The sequence below is a fragment of the Streptomyces sp. W1SF4 genome (assembly GCF_003950035.1).
Classification (GTDB): domain Bacteria; phylum Actinomycetota; class Actinomycetes; order Streptomycetales; family Streptomycetaceae; genus Streptomyces; species Streptomyces racemochromogenes.
Window position 1 is genome coordinate 6,949,108 of sequence record NZ_CP034350.1, and the last position, 19,146, is coordinate 6,968,253.

Here is a 19,146-nt window from a genome sequence, read left to right on the forward strand (position 1 = left end):
CGCGGTCACGGCACGACCACCGGGCCGGTCCCCGCGCCCTCGCGCAGCACCCGGCCCAGCAGGTGGGAGAGGTAGGCCTCGTCCCGGATCGTCACGTGCAGCCGGTTGTTGGTCATGTGCATGTACGGGGACAGCAGCAGCGGCAGCGCCGCCGCCGGATCGCTCACCCGCTCGTCACGGCTCCCGTCCCAGGACCGGAACACCAGCTCCCCGGCCACCGCCAGCGCCTCCGCGCGCCGCCGCAGCTCACGGCAGTGCTCGGCCCAGCCGGCCAGGAAGCCCGGCAGCCGGCCCGTCTCCCCGGAGCCCAGCGCCTCCAGCACGGCCTCGAACCGCCGCCCGAGACCCGGGCCCGTCTGCTCGTACGTCCGGTCGTACTCGCTCGAGCCGATGAAACCGGTGCCGGGGAACGCCCGGTGCCAGAACCGGTAGTAGCTGTCCAGGTAGTCGCCGAGCTCCTCGCGGCCGGGCAGGAACACCCCGGCCATCACCATCATCAGCTGCGCCGAGGTGCCCAGCAGTACCGTCCGCAGGTGCAGGTTCATCGACCCCAGCGCCTCCGTGACGAGGTCACTGGAGTGCGCGAAGTGCCATTCCGCGAGCTCCACCCCGGCCGGACCGCCGTACTTGCCGTACTCCGGCTCGTACGGCTCCCAGGAGAAGGAGTTGTTGGGCCGCAGGTTCATCCGGCCGTCCTCGCCCATGAACGCGGCCCGGTCCCCCTCCGGGAACTCGATGTCGAACAGGGTGTTGTAGAACTCGTTGAGGAAGCCCGAGTCCACCTCGTACAGCGCCGGACGGGCCTTCAGGAACGCCGACACGGCCTCCTCGGCCCGGCGGCGCACCTCCGGCTCCGCCTGCGGGCTCACCGGCCGCAGCCGCAGCCGGACGTGCGGGCCCTCCAGCCAGTAGTTGATGAAGAAGTGCCCGGCCAGCAGCCCGTCCGCCGTCAGGGAGGCGATCAGCGGCCGCACGCACTGCACCAGCAGCGGCTGCGGGTTGGCGGCGTAGAACACGTGCATGGCCTGCCACGCGCCACGCGTCGGGGTCAGCTCAGACATGCGGGTGCGCCCTCCTCGGTCCGGACGGTCGTGGTGAAGGTCTCGACGGCGAGCTCGGCGACGTGCCCCCCGCGCGCCGAACGGACGTGCAGTCCCCCGGGATCCGGGAGCATCTCCCGGAAGACGACCCGGTGGTCCCCCTCGCGCAGCAGCGGCTCGAACGCCGCGAGGGACAACAGGCTGGAGAAGTCCACGTACTGCGGCTTCGCCCCGAGCGCGGACGGCCCCGCCGACACGGTCGCGAACACCCGCTCCGGCAGCCCGTGCGCCCGCCGCCAGCGCTGCCACTCCAGGAAGTGCCCCGCCTCCCGCGCCCCGTGCGCGGGCAGTTCGCCCGCCGTGGTCGTCCAGCTGCGCCGGCTCAGCACCAGGTCCCCGTGCACCACCCGCGGCCGCGTCGTCACCCCGGCGTGCGGGACGCCCTCCGGCACCCCCGCCCAGACGTCCAGCGGGGACATCGAGGACGGCGACAGCAGCAGCAGGGTGCGCGGTACCGCCGGCAGCGCCAGCGGCACCAGGTACCCGAGGTAGACCGGGATCACCTCCAGGCCCAGCCGCCGCGAACGCAGCACCACGCGGCCGGTGTCCGGCACGTGCTCCGCGTACAGGTCGTCCAGGCGCAGCAGCCGCTCCTCGGGCAGGGTCCCGCTCTCGCCCGGGCAGACGATCTCGTACTCGGTGAGCCGCCCGTGCAGGTTCAGGTTGGTGGTCACCGCCCCGCCCGTCACCTCGGCGAACACCGCCCCGGGCGGGGTGACCGCGGCGGCCGCCGCGCGCAGCTCGCCGTCCAGCCCGGCCGGCTCCGGGTAGAGGTGCGTGAACCGGCTGAACGGGAAGGAGAGCCCGCCGTACGAGCGGTTGAGCACGGTCAGCTCCGCGCCCGTCCGCGGGTCCCGGGCGAGCTGGAGGTGGTGGCAGCGCGGTGCGAAGCCGGGCACCACCGGCTCCAGTTCGGCCGCGACCGCCTCCACGTCCTCCCCGGACAGCCGCAGTTCGCCGCCGCCCGCGCCGTGTTCCTCGTACGCGGCCCAGTGCGCCCGCATCCGGCCGGTGAAGGCCCGCCGCGCCGCGTCCAGCGCCCGGATCCCCGGCAGGCCCAGCCAGTTCTCCTCCGGCACGTACTCGCCGCGCGCGTCGAAGGGGGTGCGGCGCGCGGTGAAGGACAGGTACTGGTCGAAGAAGTCCTCGTGGAAGTCGTGCACCAGCCCCAGCAGGTCCTCGCACCGTCCGCCCGGGCCGTAGCGGGCCGTGAAGAACCCCTCGAAGGTGATCCGCTGGGCCACCGTCAGGTCGAAGGCCGGCAGGATCCGCTCGACCGAGCGCAGCGACCCGCCGCCCGAGCCCGGCTCCGCCCAGGACGGAGGGGCCGCCGCCAGGTCGCGGCCCGCGCTGGTGTCCTCGTACACCAGCGTCTGCGGCAGCGGCGCGTCGGCCGGCGCGCCCAGCTCCTCCTGGACCCGGCGCAGCGCGGCGCGCAGGGCCGACAGCAGCTCCCGGCGCTCGGCGCGGCCGGCGAGGGGATAGCGCTCCAGCAGCCGGGCGGGCTCCTCCAGGAGCGCGGCCAGCTCGTCGGCCCAGGCCCGCTCCAGGCCGGACAGGGCCCGCTGGAAGGACCGTACGGGGTCCCCGCTGTGCACCTCGGTGTCCAGGCACGGGACGCGGACCATGCCGAGCTGGAGGAGGGCCCCGATGTACGCCTCGCACTCCTCGGGGGCCGCGTCGTGCTCGGCGGCCAGCCAGTCGGCCAGCTCGTGGTGGCGCAGCTCGGGCTCGCCGCCGCCGGCCCGTTCCGCCCGCTCGGCGAAGAGGGCGAGCAGCCGGTCCAGGGTGCCGCTGCGGCGCAGGAAGAACAGCCGGTCCTTGACCGCGTCGAAGGTGACGGCGGCCGAGTCGTCGCCGGCCGTCACCGAGCGCCGCACGTACCGGATCCGGTCGTCCTCCCGGCCCCAGCCCGGCGCCGGGCGCAGCGGCAGGTCCCGGCGGCGCACCGGGTCGGCGAGGACCAGCTCGGCGAGGCGCGCCAGCACCACCACGTTCAGCCGGACGTGGCTGCTCCAGGCGTCCTCCACCCGGATGCCGTCCGCCCCCGCCCCGGGGGTGAACCGGCCCGTCGCCACCCCGGTGAAGGTGCTGAAGGGGCTGGTCTTGCAGGCGGTGCGGTAGAGGTACGAGAGCACCGAGCGCTCGGCCTTGCGCGCCCGTCCCCCCGGCTCCCCGCCCCCGGCGGTCGCCGCCAGGTACGCGTCGAGCTGCCCCTCCAGCACGGGCGAGGCCAGCAGCAGCCCGTGCCGCAGCCGGTCGTCCTCCAGCAGCCCGCGCAGCGCGGCCCGCCCCCGGCCCAGATCGGCGGCGAGCAGCGGCTCCCCCTCGGCGAGCAGCTTCTCCAGCTCACGGGTCCGCTCCAGCCAGAGCGCCAGCCGCTCGCCCGCCTCCTCGCCCAGGCCCGCCACCGCCCGCAGGGCGGACCCGGGATCGGCGGGCACGCGGCCGTTGTGGATCCGGCGGCGCAGGCCCAGCAGTTCGCGCCGGAGCGCCGCGCCCGGCCCGCCCGGCTCCGGGTCGGTCGCGCCGACCGCCCGGTGCAGCACCTCGCTCAGCCACTGCGCGTCCGCCCGCAGCGCTTCCTCGGCCGCGAGCACGTCGGCCGCCCAGCGCCCGGTGTCCGCGCAGCGCAGCGCGTCGGCCGCGGCCAGCGGCAGGCCGGCGACGCGCAGCATGAAGCGCTCGCCGGTGTGCCATCCGGTGGTGGTGTCCATCCTGTGTCCCCTGCGTCTCTCGTGGCCCGGTCAGGCGATCTCGTGGCGGAAGTCGGCGGGCCGCGGCCGCTCGTGACCGAGCAGCATGATCAGCAGCGGCGCCTCGTCGGTGTCCGCCAGCCCCAGCCGCTCGGCGTACGAGACGTTGTCGAAGCCCAGCGCCACGCCCGCGCCGAGCCCGTGCGCGGCGGCGGTGGCGTAGAAGCTCTGCGCGACCGCCCCGACGGCCGCCCCCATCAGGCGGTAGCCGCGGTCGCCGACCGCGTCGAGGACGGCGGCGGTCCGCACGGTCGGCACCAGGACGGCGCCCGCCTGCTCCAGGTTGTAGTTGGACAGGAAGTAGTTGGCCTGGAGGAACGGCCCCGGCGGACCCGGTACCACCAGCCGCAGCGCGTGCGCCTCGGCGTCGTAGGCGTAGCTGCCCGGCTCGATCCCCTCGACGTGGTTGACGAAGGCGTACAGGGAGGTCAGCGGCGGCCCGTCGGGCCGCTCCGCCTCACTGCCGGGCCGGGTCGCCGCGCACTCCGCGAGCGCCGCCGCCAGCTGCTCCGCCGTCACCGCCCGGGTGGCGTCGAACCGGCCGAAGCTGCTGCGCCGGGCCCGCAGCGCGGCCGTCTCCCCCATCGGGGGCGCCGGCGGGGCGGGCAGCGGGACGGGCTCCCCGCCCCGCGGCGGGTACGCGGCGGCCGCGTCCAGCGCGCCGGGCGCCGGACGGTCACCGGCCCGGCCGAGGGTGGCCGCGTGGATCCGCTCCAGCGTCTCGAAGGCCAGCACGGTGCGGGACCGCTCCGCGTCCCGGTGCCGCACGCCGGCGCCCGTCGACGGCGCCCCCGCGGCGGCGCCAGCGGCACCGCCCTCCCACTCCAGGGGGATCACCGCGAAGACGCCCTCCTCCCCGGCGGTCACGCCGAGCAGCCGGGCGAGGCGCTCCTCGTCGAACCAGAGCACGGGCGCGATCCGCAGCCCGTACGCCCGGGCCCACAGCCGCCAGGTCTGCACCAGCGCGCCCACGTCCATGCTGACCGCGTGGAAGGAGAAGCTGTTGTACTTGAAGGAGTTCTGCCAGTACTTGACGCTCAGCACCAGGTACTGCGACGAGCCCTCGCCCGGGCCGAGCCCCAGCGCCTGACGCACATCACCGGTGACGTCGCCGGCCAGCAGCCGGCGCAGCCCGTGCTGGTGCGGGGCGTAGTGGTACAGGCCCGGGGCGAGCGGACCGCCCGCGCCGGCCGCCCAGTACACGCCGACCGGGTAGAGCCCGCCGCCCGAGGCGGTGCCCCGCGACCAGTTGGCCTGCGTGTAGTGGGGGAGCGCCGCCAGATCGGTGTTGGCCTGCACGCCCAGGCGCCGGCCGGTCAGGCCGTACGACTCCTGGAGCATCCCGGACAGCAGCGGCAGGTCGAACCCCGGTGCGGGGCGCGGCCCGCCGGCCGCCGGATCCGGCAGCGGCAGGGTCTCCGCGCCGGGGTAGTACTTCGCCTTGCGGGGGCGGTCGGCCCAGTCGGGCACGAAGTCGACGGGCTCCATGGGCACCCGGCCCCGGTACAGGATGGCGCTGGCGTAGTCATGGGCGTAGCCCACGGGTCCTCCTCGGTTCGTGCGGCCGTGCCGCCGCTCGGCGGCCGGCGGCCGGTTCAGGGGAAGGGGTGCGGGGCCGGATTGAGGTCGGCCGGCTCCAGGTCGCGCCCGCGCAGCCCCGCCTCGCGCAGGGCGGTGCGCATGCGCGGCATGCCCAGGGCGCGCTGCCGCGACCAGCCGAAGTCGATCGGCAGCAGCCCCGGCACCAGCACGCTCACGGTGTGCAGGCCCAGCGCCCGCTGCTCCGGCAGGGTCTGGTCGACCACCACCACGTCGAACCCGCCGGCGGCGACGGCCTCCACGCACCGCGCCAGGTCCACGGCCACGTCGTCCGACACCCCCTCGGGGCCCAGCAGCGAGGACACCGGCCGCAGCGGACCCCGCGAGGGCCCGCGCAGCAGGAAGTCCGCGTGGCGGCCCATCTCCGGCACCCCGTACACCAGCGGGTGGTCGTGCAGCGCGGTGACCAGGTCGAAGTCGGCCGCCATCGCGCGCAGCCGCTCCTCGTCCCGCTCGGTGCGGCCGGGCAGGTTCACCGCGTCCGTGGCGATCTCGCACAGCGCCGAGTCCAGCGCCGACTCCGGGTCCAGCCCGGCCCCGGCACCGAAGCACATCCGGCCCGGGCCGCCGTCGAACCGCTCGGCGACCGCCGTCACCACCGGGATCGGGAAGCCGATCCGCGTGTCGAAGAACCGCGCCCGGTACCCGTACAGGGCCAGCCGGTCCACCATCGCCCGCGTCGAGGGCCGGGAACTGGTGGCCGGGTCGATCTCGGGCAGCGGCTGCCGCCCGTACCAGGTGAGCAGGAACGCGTCCCGCTCGACCACCTCCATCAGCCCGAAATAGGCGGCCTCGGCCAGACTCCCGCCCGAGGCGCAGCCGTTGGAGCTCTCCTGCACGAACCGGTTCTCCAGACCCGGAGCGTGGTAGTACGTCAGCACCTCCGGAACCAGCCTCGGCTCCCGGTCGCGCAGTGACCACCCCCACACCCACGGGATCTCCCGGTCGGGGTCGAAGGGCCGCACCCGGGGGTTGTCCCGGTAGAACGCCTCGCTGTACAGGCCCACCACCCGCGGGTCGACGGCCCGCGCGCCGAAGCCGTTCAGCGAGCCGGTGACGCTGGTCGTGCGCGAGCGCGAGCGCATCCCCGCGTACCGCTCCAGCCCCTCCAGCACCCCGACGCGGGCGCTGCGGTCGAAGGAGTCGGTGTGCCCGCCCCAGAACGTCTCGCGCAGGTACTCGCCCGAGCGCATCGAGAAGCAGCCGATGGTCGCCGAGGTGGACGTCGAGGAGACGTCCTGCACCAGCGAGGGCCCCAGCGCCCCGCACAGCGGGTTCGCGAACGCCGCCACGTCGATGGCGTACGCCTCCACGGGCCGGGTACGGAACGCCCCCGGCCGGTACTTGGGCGCCGGCTCCGGATCCAGCGCCCGGGCCGCGTCCGCCTCGGGCGTCCCGCACACCGGGCACTCCGGGTCCGGCACCAGCGGGTAGCGCCGCACGCCCCCGCCGCGCAGGTCCAGCACCCACACCCCGGGGAACGCCCCGCCCGCCGCCCCGGCGGCGCCGGAGGCCGCCGAGACCACCAGCGCGGCCAGCGCGTCGGCGGCGAAGGCGTGCGCGTACGGCCAGCCGCCCGCCGCCCGGGTCCCGCCGCCCAGCTCCAGGGCGTCCCGCAGCGCGACCGACCGCACCGCCTGCCAGCGCCGCTCCAGGCACAGCGCGCACCCCGGCCCGTCCCCCGGGAGGGGGCCCACCACGGCCTGGTGCCCGTACAGCGCGACCGGCACCGCGCCCGCCGGCGCCTCCCGGTCCGCGACCCGGAACGCGTCCCGCAGCCCCAGCGCCCGCACCGACACCGGCGGCCCGCCCAGCGCGGCCACCGCCCGCTCCAGCAGCCCCGTGAACCGCCCGGCCTCCTCGCCGAGCCCGTCCGCCACCGCGGCGGGGCCGCTACGCGTCATCGCCGGACTCCCGGACCGCCACCCGCGCGAGCAGCACCCGCACGGTGTGGATCCCCGCCCCGGCCAGGTCCGCCGACCCGGTCGGCACCGCGTACGCGTCGAGCCCCGCCCCGGCGAGCCGCTCCAGCACCCGCTCCCAGGGCGTGCCGGGCTCCGTCCCCAGGGGCGCGGCCGGCTCCGCGGACACCGCCAGCGCGCGCGGGTCCAGGTCCCGCAGCAGGGGATCGCGGCCCGCGTCGGCGGAGTCCGCACCGTACTGCGCGGCGCCCAGCAGCTCCCGCAGGGCCGCCACCGCCGCCGTACGCCGGTCCAGACCCTCGCCCAGCGCCCAGCGCTCCCCGGCGCGCGCCAGCAGCACCTGCACCCCGGAGCACGCGCCCTCCCCGAGGTCCAGCAGCTCCGGCTCCAGCTCCAGCCGGTCCGCCGAGCGCAGCAGGAAGACGAGTTCGGCGTCCTCCCCGTCACGCTCCGGCAGGGGCACCCGGGCCGCCAGGTCCCCGCGCACCGCCCGCAGCAGCGCGGCGTGCCCGAGCGCCGACAGCAGCCCGGCCGCGGCGGCGTCGGCGGGGGAGGGGCCGGCGCCGGCACCCGCGCGGGTGCGCTCGAAGAGCCGCCCGGCGTTGTGCGGCCCGAACGGCCGTACCGCGCCCGCCGGGACCAGCGCGGGCTCCTTCGTCAGCAGGGACACCGCGGGCTGGTACGCGGACGCCCCGCCCGGTATCCCGGAGGCCGTCGCCAGCGCCGCCGCGGGAACGGTGCCCGGCGTTCCGCCGCCGGTCACGCCGCGGGCCGGCACCACGTGCTCCGCGTACACCAGCGCCGCCGCGTCCAGGGCCCGCATGCGCGCCCCGGCCACGTGGTGGACGTCGAACGCGGCCACGGTGCGCGTCCGCCCGTGTCCGAGGCCCAACTCCACCACCCCGGCCTTCAGCGGGATCTGGGTCAGCTCCTCGTCCGCGTACCGGGTGAACACCCCCGCGTACGGGCGCACCAGGGCGGAGCGCCGGTTCAGCTCCTCCACCAGCGCGTCCGCCTCCCGGGCGGTCTCCAGCGTCGGCAGCTCGGGCGTGCCCGAGGTGCCGGCGGCGCTGAGGTCCAGGGGGGCGGCCTCGGTCTCGCCGGGCGCGCAGAACGGGCAGCGCGGGTGCGGCAGGAGCGGCTCGGCGGTGACGTCCAGCGAGGCCGTGTCCTGGACCAGGAGCCGTCCGGCGGTCTCGGCGGGCAGCGAGCCGGAGGCCGCGCGGAACACCTCGTACCCCAGCAGGTTGCCGATCATCGCGGCCAGCGGCCGACCCGGCACCGGGCCCTCGGCGAGGGGCGCCTCCGGCAGCGCGAGGGCGCTCCACAGCGCGGCCGCGGCCGGGCCGCCGCGCGCCGAGCCCAGCCGCAGGGCCGCGCAGGACCAGCAGCCGGCGGTGCCGTGCGCCATGAGCGGGCCGACCACCACGTCGTTCCCGTACGACCAGGCGGGCAGCAGGGTGCGTCCCTCGGGGATCCCGGCGCGCAGCAGCGGCAGCAGCCGGGCCGGGGCGGCCGCCCCGCCGGTCACCACGACGAAGTCGTACTCCGCCAGGGCGGCCCAGCCGAGCGGGTCTGCGGGCAGCGTGCGGACCTGTACCGGGCAGCCGTCGGCGACGGCCTCGGCCGCCTCGGCCAGCAGTTCCTCCGCGTCGGCGCCCGGCAGCACGCCGATGGTGGCGCAGCCGTTGCGCACCAGGCTCAGCGCGCACCAGCGGGCCACCGCGTCCTCGCCGAGGACGGCGACCCGGGTGCCGCGGAAGCGCAGGAAGCGGGCTTCGGCGTCATCGGCGTAGTGGTCGGCGTAGGCGATCTGCGGCGCGAATCTGCGCGCCACGTCCGGCGGCGGGGGCGCGGCGGCCCGGCCGGCGTCGGCCGGTTCGGCGACCGAGCGGGCGAAGTCCCGTTCGTACAGGGTCTTGACGAGTTCGCCGACCATGGCGCGCTGGGTGTCGCCCAGGCCCTGACACAGCTCGGTGACGGTGTGTTCGCCGGTCAGGTGCGGGACGATCAGCGTGGCGAACCGGTAGGCGGTGCGGGCGGTGAGGCGGAAACCCCCGTCGGAGTTGTGGAACAGCACCCCGTCGGGCGTCTCGGTGAAGAGCACGTCCCGGCGGATCCGGGGGCGTGTCGCGGCAACGTGCTGATAGCTGTCCAGGGACATGGAACACCTCTGTTTGCGGTCAGGTGGGGACGAAGACGTGAGGTGGGAAATGTCGGGGAGGCGTCAGGGGCCGCCTCAGCGGGGCAGGAGGGCCGCGGTGCCGGCCCGGTCCCGGGCCAGCCACCGCGCGTACCCGCGGAGGAAGGCGTGGATCCGGTAGGGCTCGCCGGGTGGTCCGTCCTCCAGCATCCCGGCCTCCACGAGCTGTTCGAGCACGCTCTCTTCCGCGGCTGTGGCGGGACCGGAGCCGGGCTCGAGCGAGCCCAGCAGCAGGAACGCCTCGCGCAGTTCGGGCGGGAGCGCGCCCACGGCCCGCCCGAGGACCTCCGGCACGGACAGCCGGGGGTCCTCGGCCAGGGCCAGCCGGCCCGGCGGGTCCGCCGCCAGCCAGGCCGCGCAGTCGGCGACGGACAGTCCCGGCCGGGTCAGCAGCCGTCCGGCGGCGATCCGCAGTGCGAGCGGGAACCACCCGCACACGGCGGCCAGTTCACGCGCGGCCTGCTCCTCGGCGGCGATCCGCTCGGCTCCGACGAGCCCCGCGAGCAGGGCGTGCGCCTCGGCCGGGCAGAGCACGTCGAGCCGGTGCACGAAGCCGCCGTGCGTGGCGACCGCCGCGGCCAGGGCGCGCCGGCTGGTCACCAGGACCGTGGCGCCGGCGGTCTCCGGCAGCAGCGGCAGCACCTGGCCCGCTCCGGCCGCGTTGTCGAGGACCAGCAGCCGCCGGCCGTCGCCGCCCGGCCCGGGCAGCAGCGCCCGGGCCTCCCCGGCGTCCAGGGGGCTGCCGTCGGGCCGGGTCAGGTCGATGGCGGACACCCCGCCCGGGAAGGCCGTCCGCATCTCGTACGCGCTCTGCCGCGCGAGCGCCGACTTGCCGATCCCGGGTGCTCCGCAGACGACCAGCAGCCGGGGGCCGCGGGGGTCGGTGAGGCGGTCCGCCAGGGCGCGCAGGTCCGCACCGCGTCCGGCGAAGCCGGGCACCGGCGGTGGTCCGGCGGGCCCGGGGGCGCTGCGGTCGCGGACGGCGAGGGCGGCGTGCCGCGGGGCCCGTTCGGGCGCCAGGGGGCGGGCGGCCGGGCCGAGTTCCTCGGCCCGCAGGATCGCCATCTCCAGGCGGCGCAGGCCCGGGCCTGGGTCGACGCCGAGTTCCTCGCGCAGCCGCTCGCGCACGGCGCGGTACTCGGCCAGCGCCTCCGCCTGCCGGCCGGTGCGGTAGAGGGCCTCGACGAGCTGCTCGGTGAAGCGCTCGCGGACGGGCCGGTGGCGGGCGCCCTCGTACAGGTCGACGAGTACCTGATGGCAGTTCCCGGCGGCCAGTTCGAGGTCGCACACCCGCTCCAGGACCCGCAGCCGCTCCTGTTCGAGGGCCGGCACCGCGTCCCGCTGGAGCATGCCCGAGGCCACGTTCGACAGGGGCTGCCCCTGCCAGAGGGAGAGGGCCTCGCGCAGCCGGTACAGCTCCTCCGGGGTCCCGGAGGCCGCCCGCGCCTGCGCGGTCAGGAACCGGAACAGCGCGAGGTCGAGCGTTTCGGTGTCGTTGCGCATCCGGTAACCGCCCGGCACGGCCTCGATGGTGGTCGCGGATATTCCGTATTTCGCGAATAACCTGCGCAGCCGCAGCACACAGGTCTGGAGTGCGGCCCGGGCGGTCGCGGGAGGTTCCTCGTCCCATACGGCACGCAGCAGATAGCCGGTGGAAACCACCGTCCCGGGATGGAGCAGAAGGGCGGCGAGGAGGCTGGTCGGTTTGGATGGTTTGAGAACTACTGTCTCGGGGCCGTGCGCAATACTCAAGGGCCCCAAAAGCTGGAACCGCATTGGTGGTCCCCCGTGTCGGGTCACGTGTCGCAAATGAGCGTGACGGGGGCGTCATTCCCGCGAGCCGGCGTGACGGACACGCCTCCGGAAAAGTCCGGACCAGTGCCCGCGGCCGCTCGCCGCCCCCCGTTGGGCGGTGAATAACTGGAACCCTACAGAACGGATCTTGTGAAAGTCGAGTTCGGATGCGGATCAATTCCGGCACACCCGGCCGTCTCCTCCTCTCTGTCACTCCGGGGATCCGTGGAGTTACCGGCGGTTCGGCAATTCTGTTCACAGCTAAACGAGTCGCGATAAAGGATCGCTTGAGTACGGAGGGAACGAGCATTCCCGATCGGCTCCCGCATGGCCGGATCGGATGGCGGATTGGCGGATTCCGGATAGTGGTCCGGAACCGGAATCCGCCGTGGCAGGAGGATCGCGAGAGGACTACTCGAAGCGCGCGGTGTCGCCCGCCCCGCGGCGCAGGATCTCCGCCCCGCCGCCGGAGAAGTCGATGACGGTGGTCGGCCGGGTCCCGCAGTCACCGGAGTCGACGACGGCGTCCACCACGTGGTCGAGCCGCTCCTTGATCTCCCAGCCCTGCGTCAGCGGCTCCTCCTCGTCCGGCAGCAGCAGGGTGCTGGAGACCAGCGGCTCGCCCAGCTCCGCGAGCAGCGCCTGCGCGACGACGTGGTCCGGGATCCGGACCCCGACCGTCTTCTTCTTCGGGTGCATCAGCTGGCGCGGCACCTCCGAGGTGGCCTTCAGGATGAAGGTGTAAGCGCCCGGGGTCGCCGCCTTGACGGCCCGGAACACGTCGTTGTCCACGTACACGAACTGCCCCAGCTGGGCGAAGTTCTCGCACACGAGGGTGAAGTGGTGCTTGTCGTCGAGGTTGCGGATCGACCGGATCCGCGCGAGGCCGTCGCGGTTGCCCAGCTGACAGCCCAGCGCGAAACAGGAGTCCGTGGGGTACGCGATGAGCGCGCCGGAGCGGAGGGAGTCCGCCACGCCGGTCAGGGTGCGGCGCTGGGGATTCTCGGGGTGAACGTCGAAGTACTTCGCCATCCGCCGAGCCTACGGGACCGGACCGCCACGCTCCGGAGCTCGCACCCGGTACTCCGTCCGGGTTCACTTGCGACGCCCGTTCGGCCGCAGAGCCGAGTTTATGATCATCGGTTCGGCTTCCCGTCCCCTTTGATGCTGCCAGACGGCCGGAGGACGACTGGGAGGGCTGTGTGGCGATGTCACGGACGAAGGCGTGGACCGCGGTCACCGCGGTGACGGGGGCCGCCGCGCTGGCCCTCGCCCACGCACCCGGCGGCACGGCCGAGGCCGCACCCGCCGCCGCCCCGGAGGCCGCGGTCACCCTCCTGGTCGGCCACGCCCTGGACGGCGGGGTCCGCGCGGACGACGCCGTCTGGTGCGCCGCCGGCGCCTTCCGCGGCGGCCGCTGCGGCACCTGGCGGGAGCAGCGGGTGCTCGCCACCGCCCGGGGCGGCGCCGTCCTGTGGGACCCGGCCCTCCCGGACGCCGGCGAACTCCCCACCGACTCGGGCTCCCCGCTGGAGATCCGCCTCGCCCGGGCGGAGGCCGGCCGCCTCACCGACGTCACCGTCACCGACGGGCACGGCCGCCACCTCGCCGGCGAACTCGGCCCCGACGGCGGGCACTGGCGCAACACCGAACCCCTGCGCGCGGGGGAGGGATACACCGTCCGCGTCGGCGCCCAGGACGGCCGCGGCGCCCCCGTCGGCGTCAGCATGGCCTTCCGCACCGCGCCGCCCGACGCGCCCGCCGACGGGAACAGGATCACCGCCGAGTTCGGCCCCGGCCCGGGCACGTACGGCGCCGGCGAGGTCGTCACCGCCGAACTCAGCCACCCCGTCCCCGCCGACGACCCCGAAGCCCGCGCCCGCGTCGAGCAGGCCCTCCAGGTCACCTCCCGCCCCCGGGTGGAGGGAGCCTGGCACTGGGTCGACAGCTCGACCCTGCACTTCCGGCCCCGCACCTACTGGCCCGCCCACACCGTCGTCCGCGTCCGCAGCGGCCTCGACGGGGTCGAACTCGGCGAGCACGGCTACGGCGGCCCCTCCGAGCCCCTGGAGTTCACCGTCGCGGACCGCATCGAGGCCGTCACCGACTCCGCCGCCCACGAAATGACCGTACGCCGCAACGGACGCGTCATCAGGACCATCCCCGTCACCACCGGGAAGGCCGGCTTCCTCACCCGCAGCGGCATCAAGGTCGTCCTCGGCAAGGAGGCCAAGGTCCGCATGCGCGGCGACAGCGTCGGCATCAAGAAGGGCACCAAGGAGTTCTACGACCTCCCCGTCCTCTACGCGACCCGGGTCACCTGGAGCGGCGAGTACGTCCACGCCGCGCCCTGGTCCGTCGACTCGCAGGGCGAGGAGAACGTCAGCCACGGCTGCACCGGCATGTCCACCGAGGACGCCGCCTGGTTCTACGAGACCGTCCGCGAGGGCGACATCGTCGAGGTGGTCAACAGCGGCGGCGAGCGGATGGACCCCTTCGGCAACGGCATCGGCGACTGGAACCTGGACTGGCGCACCTGGCTCTCGGGCAGCGCCCTGACCCCGGCGGCGGCCGCCGCGGACCGCACGACGGACGCCCCCTCCCGCCTCGACCCGACGACCTGAGCGGTGTCCCGCCTCACGCCGACCCGCCCGGCCCGGTCCGCCCCCGGACCGCGCCGGGTCCTGCTCGCGGGTTCCGCCGGGAACTTCACCGAGTGGTACGAGTTCGGCGTGTACGGGGCCTTCGCCACGGTCATCGCCGACCGGTTCTTCACCCCCGCGCACGCGGCCGGCCAGGGCGGCGCCGGCCCGCTGGTCGCCGCCTACGCCTCCTTCGCGGTGTCCTTCTTCTTCCGTCCCGCCGGAGCCGTCCTCTTCGGCCGCATCGGCGACCGCGCCGGCCGCCGCCCCGCCCTGGTCCTCGTCATCGCCCTGATGACCCTCGCCACCACCCTGATCGGGCTGCTCCCCGACCGGGACACCATCGGCGTCGCCGCGCCGTGGCTGCTCACCCTGCTCCGCGTACTGCAAGGGCTCTGCCTGGGCGGGGAGTTCGGCGGGGCCGTGGCCCTGATGGCGGAATCCGCCCCGCCGGGCCGGCGGGGCCGGCACGGAGCCTGGCAGTCCTTCACCGTCGCCCTGGGCCTGCTCGCCGGCGCGGCCGTCGCCGCCCTCCTGGCCGCGCTGCTCACCCCCGCCGCCCTGCACGCCTGGGGCTGGCGCGTCCCGTTCCTGCTGGCCCTCCCGCTCGGCCTGGCCGCGTACCGCCTGCGCACGGGCCTCCCCGACGACCCGCCCCCGCCCCCGCCCCCGCCCGCTGCCGGGGAGCCCGGGCGGAGGGCCGTCGGGACCGTGCTGCCCGTCGGGACCGTGCGCGCCGTCGGGCTCGGGGTGGGGCGGCTCATGGGGTGGTCCGCAGCCGGGTACACCTTCCTCGTGGTGCTGCCCTCCTACCTCCAGGCCACCCTCGGCGCCTCCTTCCGGCAGGCCCTGACCGCGACCGCCCTCGCCAACCTCGGCTTCGCCGCCGCCATCCTGCCCGCCGGGATCCTCAGCGACCGGGTCGGCCGCCGCCCGGTCATGCTCGCCGGGGCCCTCGGCGTCACCCTCCTCGCCCTCCCGCTGTTCCACCTCCTCCAGGACCCGGCGGCCGGCGCCCCCGTCAAGGCCGCCGCCGTCCTCGGCGCGGGCGCCACCGTCGGGCTCCTCGCCGGCCCGGGGCCCGCCATGCTCGCCGAGATGTTCCCCGCCCGGGTGCGCTGCACCGGGCTCGGGCTGGCGTACGCCCTCACCGGCGCCGTGTTCTCCGGCTGCGCGGGCCTGGTCATCACCGCCCTGACCGCCGCCACGGGCGACCACGACGTCCCCGCCTACTACGCCGCCGGCACCTGCGCCCTCAGCGCCCTCGCCCTGGCCGGGGTGCGCGGCGACGACCACCGAAGGCCCCTGCGATGAGGGTGATCGGCCTGATGTCGGGCACCTCGTACGACGCCGTCGACGCGGCCGCCGCCCGCATCACCCCGGAGGACGGCGGCGAGACCCTGCGGCTGGTCCCGCTCGGACTGGTCAGCGCCCCCTACGGGACCGCACTGCGCGACGCGCTCGCGGCGGCCCTGCCGCCCGCCCCCACCACCCTGGCCGACGTCTGCCTCCTCGACACCCGCATCGGGCAGGCCTTCGCCGCCCTCGCGGCCCGCGCCGACCGCGAACTGTGCGCCGGCCGCGCCGAACTGATCGCCTCGCACGGCCAGACCGTCTACCACTGGAGCGACGCCGGCCAGGTCCACGGCACCCTCCAGCTCGGCCGCCCCGCCTGGATCGCCGAGGCCACCGGACGCCCCGTCGTCTCGGACTTCCGCCCGCGCGACATCGCGGCCGGCGGCCAGGGCGCCCCGCTCGTCGCCCTCGTCGACCTGATGCTGCTGCGCGGCCGCCCCGGCACCCCCGCCGCCCTCAACATCGGCGGCATCGCCAACCTCACCGCCCTGCCGCAGGCCGGGCCGCCCGTCGCCTTCGACACCGGCCCCGGCAACGCCCTGATGGACGCCGCCGTACGCGAACTCACCGGCGGCCGGCTCGGATACGACGAGGACGGCGCCCTCGCCGCCGCCGGCCGGGTCCACGAACCGCTCCTGCTGCGCCTGCTCGCCGAGCCCTACTACCGGCTGCCCGCGCCCAAGACCACCGGCAAGGAGCTCTTCCACCACGGCCACCTGCGCGCCGCCCTCGACGGCTGCGCCCCCCTCGCGCCGCAGGACCTCCTCGCCACCCTGGCCCGGCTCACCGCCCGGACCGTCGCCGACGCCCTGCGCCCCCTGCGCGTCACCGAGGTCGTCGTCTCCGGCGGCGGCACCCGCAACCCGGCCCTCATGGCCGTGCTCCGCGAGGAACTGCCCCCGCGCACCGCCCTGCTGGACTCGGCGGCCCTGGGACTGCCCGCCGCCGCCAAGGAGGCGTACGCCTTCGCCGTGCTCGGCTACCTCGCCCTGCACGGCCTGCCCGGCAACGCGCCCGGGTGCACGGGGGCCCGGGGGCCCCGCGTGCTCGGCTCCCTCACCCCGGGGCGCGCACCGCTGCGGCTGCCGCCCGTGCCCTCCCGGCCGCCGGTACGGATCGCCGTCGGGCCGCCACCGTGAGCCCGCCCGCCACCGTGAGCCCGCCCGACGCCGCGCGGGGCGATGGCCGCGCGCGGCCGTGCCGGCAGCAGACGGCGCTGGTCCCGGGCGGCAGCACCCGCACCCGCGGCCCCGGCCGGTCCGGCAGCAGCGCGAGCAGCGCCGGCAGGGCGGAGGCGAAGCACAACCGGCCCTCCTGCGGCTCCCAGTGGTAGTAGAGCGGGGTGCCGCCCGCCCCGGCGGCGGCCAGCACCAGCACCGGTTCGGCGCGGGCGTCGACCACGGCCGCCGCGTACGCGCCCGCGACGTGCGCCGCGAACCCCGCGCCGTCCAGCGCGAAGGCGGAGTGCGCCAGCGCCGCGTCGTTGCGGTCGGCGACCGGGAGGCCGCGGACCTCCAGCCGGGTGGCCAGGGCGAGCCGGCCCCCGATCCCGCCGTCGAGGGCCACCGCGACGCCGCCCCGGTCGAAGACCCGGCCGGACGCCAGCGCCCACCCCTCGCCGCGGCTCAGGCGGATCCCGCCGGAAGGGCCGGTGCGCAGCCGCGCTGCGGCGGCGTGCAGCCGGTGCGCCGGGAGGCCGGCGCCGTAGTGGCCGAGGAACGCGTACATGGTGATCACTTCCTTGAGACGGCCCCGCCCGGGGCGGGGAGCCCGCCGTCCCGGCCGCCCGGGACGGAGACCCGGGCGCGGTCCCGGTCGGGTACCGGGATCCGCCGGGCGGCGGGCACGAGTTCGGCGAGCGCGGCTTCCAGCTCCTCGGCGCGGACCGGCGCGAGCAGGGAGCCGTGGTGGGCGTACGGGTCTCCCAGCCCGCGCAGCAGCACCATGCGGGCCTCCTCCCGGCCCCCGGTCACGGCGGCCGCGAGGTCGCGCGGGCGGATCCCGTCGGGCAGGGTCCGGGCGGCGCCGGCGGCGGCCAGCAGCTCCTCGTGGGCCGCCTCGTCGGCGCGGCCCAGCAGGCCCCGGCGGCGGGACACCGCGGCGGCGGCGCGCAGGCCCAGGGCGAGCGCGTCCCCGTACGGGAGGCCCGGCCCGGCGAGGCCCCGCACGGCCCTGGCGACGGGCTCGCCGTAGCGCAGGGCGGCCGCGGGGCCGCGGCCGAGCGGGTCGTGGGAGCAGAGCGCGGCCCGGGCCTCCAGGCAGAGCGAGACGTACGACGCGAGGGCCTGCGGGTCGTACCCGCCGCCGGGCCGCAGCCGGGAGGCCACCCGCCCGGCCGACGCCGGTACGACGGCCAGCACGGTGCGCAGCAGCGGCGCCAGCCCGGCGCGCAGCCGGTGCGGCGACAGCGTCGCCAGGTACTCCAGGTCGATCCGGACCAGGGCCGGCGCCGCGACGCGGCCGGCGGGCCCGGCCACCGACAGGGCCGTGTCCGTCATGGCCCGCAGCGTGGTGGGCAGCCGGACCAGGGCCGGCCGGGTGCCGTCGGGGCACCGCGCCCGGTCGGCCGCCTCGATCACGCGGCTGCCGCCGAGCGCGACGGCGAGGGCGCCGTCCGGCACCGCCAGGGGGCCGTCGCCGTCGGGCCACAGCACCCCGGTGGGCGCGGCCGCGCCCAGCAGGCGCAGCAGGCGCGCCGCGTGCTCGCGCGGCAGCCCGGGGTCGGTGACCAGGGCGATCCGGCCCGGGGCGAGGTCAGACAGGGCGTGGGGGAGTCCGTCCGACGGGCCGTCGCCGCAGCGGATCTGCACGGGGACGTGCACCGGGCCGGCGAGCAGGGACCGGTCGATGCGGACGGAGGAGAGGTGTGCGGACATGCCGCTCACGATCCGGCGGCCGCCACCCCGGCGGCATGAGGCGCAGACCCCGTTCCGGTCCCTCCCGTCAGGTCCCACCCCCGCCCCGTCCGGTCCCACCCCCGCGCACGGCGCGGCCCCACCCACGGCCCGGTCACCCAGAGCGACTGATCATGACTGCTAGTGTCGATGCGTGGACGAAGAAGACCGCACCATTCCCCGGGTCTTGATCGTCGACGACCACCCCCTGTTCCGCGAGGGGCTGCGGGCCGCCCTGGAGAGCACCCGGGGCGCGGTCGTCGTCGCCGAGGCCGAGACCGGCGGCGAGGTCCCGGACGCGGTGGACCGGCACCGGCCGGACGTGGTCGTGATGGACCTCTCCCTGCCCGACGTCTCCGGGATCGAGGCCACGCGCCGCCTCGCCTGCACCCACCCCGGCCTGCCCGTCCTGATGCTCACCATGTCCGACGACGACGGCAGCCTGCTCGCCGCCCTCCAGGCGGGCGCCCGCGGCTACGTCGTCAAGGGCGCCGGCTCCGAGGAGGTGCTGCACGCCCTGCGCACGGTCGCGGCGGGCGGCGCCGTCATCGGCTCCGAGATCGCGGCCCGGCTCTCCGAACTCCTGGCCGGAGGCCGCCGCCGCGACGCCGGACAGCTCTTCCCCTCCCTCACCTCCCGCGAGGTGGAGGTGCTCGAACTGATCGCGCGCGGCCACGACAACCGGCGCATCGCCCGGGAGCTGGTCCTGTCCGAGAAGACCGTCCGCAACCACATCACCCACGTCTTCGAGAAGCTCCAGGTCACCTCCCGCGCCGAGGCCGTGGCCCGGGCCCGGGACGCGGGCCTGGGCGGCGACGCCGGCTGACCCCCGGCCGGGCTACGGGCCGGCCGGAAACCGGGACACCCGCCCCATGCGCCC

The 19,146-nt window shown here is 76.4% G+C and carries 13 protein-coding genes; 4 read left to right on the top strand and 9 right to left on the bottom strand.

The genetic code is table 11. The features are described 5' to 3' along the window. Positions 1 to 5: 5 nt before the first annotated feature. From D1J60_RS32230 to D1J60_RS32260, 7 genes are all read right to left on the bottom strand, one after another. The gene (locus tag D1J60_RS32230; RefSeq protein WP_125823540.1) at positions 6 to 1,061 is read right to left on the bottom strand and encodes a lantibiotic dehydratase C-terminal domain-containing protein; all 1,056 of its coding nucleotides are present in this window, start codon (positions 1,059 to 1,061) and stop codon (positions 6 to 8) included. Beyond that, positions 1,049 to 3,817, bottom strand: a complete 2,769-nt coding sequence (locus tag D1J60_RS32235) for a lantibiotic dehydratase (RefSeq protein ID WP_125823541.1) — start codon at positions 3,815 to 3,817, stop codon at positions 1,049 to 1,051. The genes D1J60_RS32230 and D1J60_RS32235 overlap by 13 nt, the downstream gene beginning before the upstream one ends. Before the next feature lie 30 nt (positions 3,818 to 3,847). After that, complete coding sequence (locus tag D1J60_RS32240) at positions 3,848 to 5,398, bottom strand: SagB family peptide dehydrogenase (protein ID WP_125823542.1); 1,551 nt, start codon at positions 5,396 to 5,398, stop codon at positions 3,848 to 3,850. A 53-nt stretch (positions 5,399 to 5,451) separates the two neighbouring features. After that, complete coding sequence (locus tag D1J60_RS32245) at positions 5,452 to 7,359, bottom strand: TOMM precursor leader peptide-binding protein (RefSeq protein ID WP_164721014.1); 1,908 nt, start codon at positions 7,357 to 7,359, stop codon at positions 5,452 to 5,454. Continuing rightward, entirely contained in the window at positions 7,349 to 9,541 is a 2,193-nt protein-coding gene (locus D1J60_RS32250; protein WP_125823543.1) for a TOMM precursor leader peptide-binding protein, read from the bottom strand. The genes D1J60_RS32245 and D1J60_RS32250 overlap by 11 nt, the downstream gene beginning before the upstream one ends. 75 nt (positions 9,542 to 9,616) lie before the next feature. After that, positions 9,617 to 11,356, bottom strand: coding sequence for an AfsR/SARP family transcriptional regulator (locus tag D1J60_RS32255; protein WP_164721015.1), 1,740 nt, complete (start codon positions 11,354 to 11,356; stop codon positions 9,617 to 9,619). A 429-nt stretch (positions 11,357 to 11,785) separates the two neighbouring features. Then, the gene (locus tag D1J60_RS32260) at positions 11,786 to 12,406 is read right to left on the bottom strand and encodes an L-threonylcarbamoyladenylate synthase (RefSeq protein WP_125595292.1); all 621 of its coding nucleotides are present in this window, start codon (positions 12,404 to 12,406) and stop codon (positions 11,786 to 11,788) included. Positions 12,407 to 12,576: 170 nt separating this feature from the next. Between D1J60_RS32260 and D1J60_RS32265 the strand changes: the two genes are divergently transcribed. Genes D1J60_RS32265 through D1J60_RS32275 form a run of 3 tightly spaced genes read left to right on the top strand, consistent with a single transcriptional unit; the run spans position 12,577 to position 16,511 of the window. Continuing rightward, complete coding sequence (locus D1J60_RS32265; protein ID WP_241253478.1) at positions 12,577 to 13,998, top strand: Ig-like domain-containing protein; 1,422 nt, start codon at positions 12,577 to 12,579, stop codon at positions 13,996 to 13,998. A 3-nt stretch (positions 13,999 to 14,001) separates the two neighbouring features. After that, positions 14,002 to 15,330 (top strand): MFS transporter, encoded by a 1,329-nt coding sequence (locus D1J60_RS32270; RefSeq protein ID WP_125823544.1) that lies wholly within the window; start codon positions 14,002 to 14,004, stop codon positions 15,328 to 15,330. Beyond that, positions 15,327 to 16,511: an anhydro-N-acetylmuramic acid kinase gene (locus D1J60_RS32275; protein ID WP_125823545.1), complete on the top strand. Its 1,185-nt coding sequence runs from the start codon at positions 15,327 to 15,329 to the stop codon at positions 16,509 to 16,511. Before D1J60_RS32270 ends, D1J60_RS32275 begins: the two co-directional genes overlap by 4 nt. On the opposite strand, the gene D1J60_RS32280 is transcribed toward D1J60_RS32275, so the two are convergent. Next, positions 16,429 to 17,100: a hypothetical protein gene (locus D1J60_RS32280; RefSeq protein WP_125823546.1), complete on the bottom strand. Its 672-nt coding sequence runs from the start codon at positions 17,098 to 17,100 to the stop codon at positions 16,429 to 16,431. The genes D1J60_RS32275 and D1J60_RS32280 overlap by 83 nt on opposite strands. Before the next feature lie 5 nt (positions 17,101 to 17,105). Beyond that, positions 17,106 to 18,248 (bottom strand): hypothetical protein, encoded by a 1,143-nt coding sequence (locus D1J60_RS32285; RefSeq protein ID WP_125823547.1) that lies wholly within the window; start codon positions 18,246 to 18,248, stop codon positions 17,106 to 17,108. A gap of 172 nt (positions 18,249 to 18,420) precedes the next feature. Here D1J60_RS32285 and D1J60_RS32290 point away from each other — a divergent pair, with 172 nt between their 5' ends. Further along, on the top strand, positions 18,421 to 19,092 hold the full coding sequence (locus D1J60_RS32290) for a response regulator transcription factor (RefSeq protein WP_125604993.1): 672 nt from the start codon (positions 18,421 to 18,423) through the stop codon (positions 19,090 to 19,092). The last annotated feature ends 54 nt before the right edge of the window (positions 19,093 to 19,146 follow it).

Excerpts from the sequence above, each read along its gene's own strand:
- D1J60_RS32230 (WP_125823540.1), bottom strand. The coding sequence starts at position 1,061 with ATGTCTGAGCTGACCCCGACGCGTGGCGCGTGGCAGGCCATGCACGTG.
- D1J60_RS32235 (WP_125823541.1), bottom strand. The coding sequence starts at position 3,817 with ATGGACACCACCACCGGATGGCACACCGGCGAGCGCTTCATGCTGCGC.
- D1J60_RS32245 (WP_164721014.1), bottom strand. The coding sequence starts at position 7,359 with ATGACGCGTAGCGGCCCCGCCGCGGTGGCGGACGGGCTCGGCGAGGAG.
- D1J60_RS32250 (WP_125823543.1), bottom strand. The coding sequence starts at position 9,541 with ATGTCCCTGGACAGCTATCAGCACGTTGCCGCGACACGCCCCCGGATC.
- D1J60_RS32255 (WP_164721015.1), bottom strand. The coding sequence starts at position 11,356 with ATGCGGTTCCAGCTTTTGGGGCCCTTGAGTATTGCGCACGGCCCCGAG.
- D1J60_RS32260 (WP_125595292.1), bottom strand. The coding sequence starts at position 12,406 with ATGGCGAAGTACTTCGACGTTCACCCCGAGAATCCCCAGCGCCGCACC.
- D1J60_RS32275 (WP_125823545.1), top strand. The coding sequence starts at position 15,327 with ATGAGGGTGATCGGCCTGATGTCGGGCACCTCGTACGACGCCGTCGAC.
- D1J60_RS32280 (WP_125823546.1), bottom strand. The coding sequence starts at position 17,100 with ATGTACGCGTTCCTCGGCCACTACGGCGCCGGCCTCCCGGCGCACCGG.
- D1J60_RS32285 (WP_125823547.1), bottom strand. The coding sequence starts at position 18,248 with ATGTCCGCACACCTCTCCTCCGTCCGCATCGACCGGTCCCTGCTCGCC.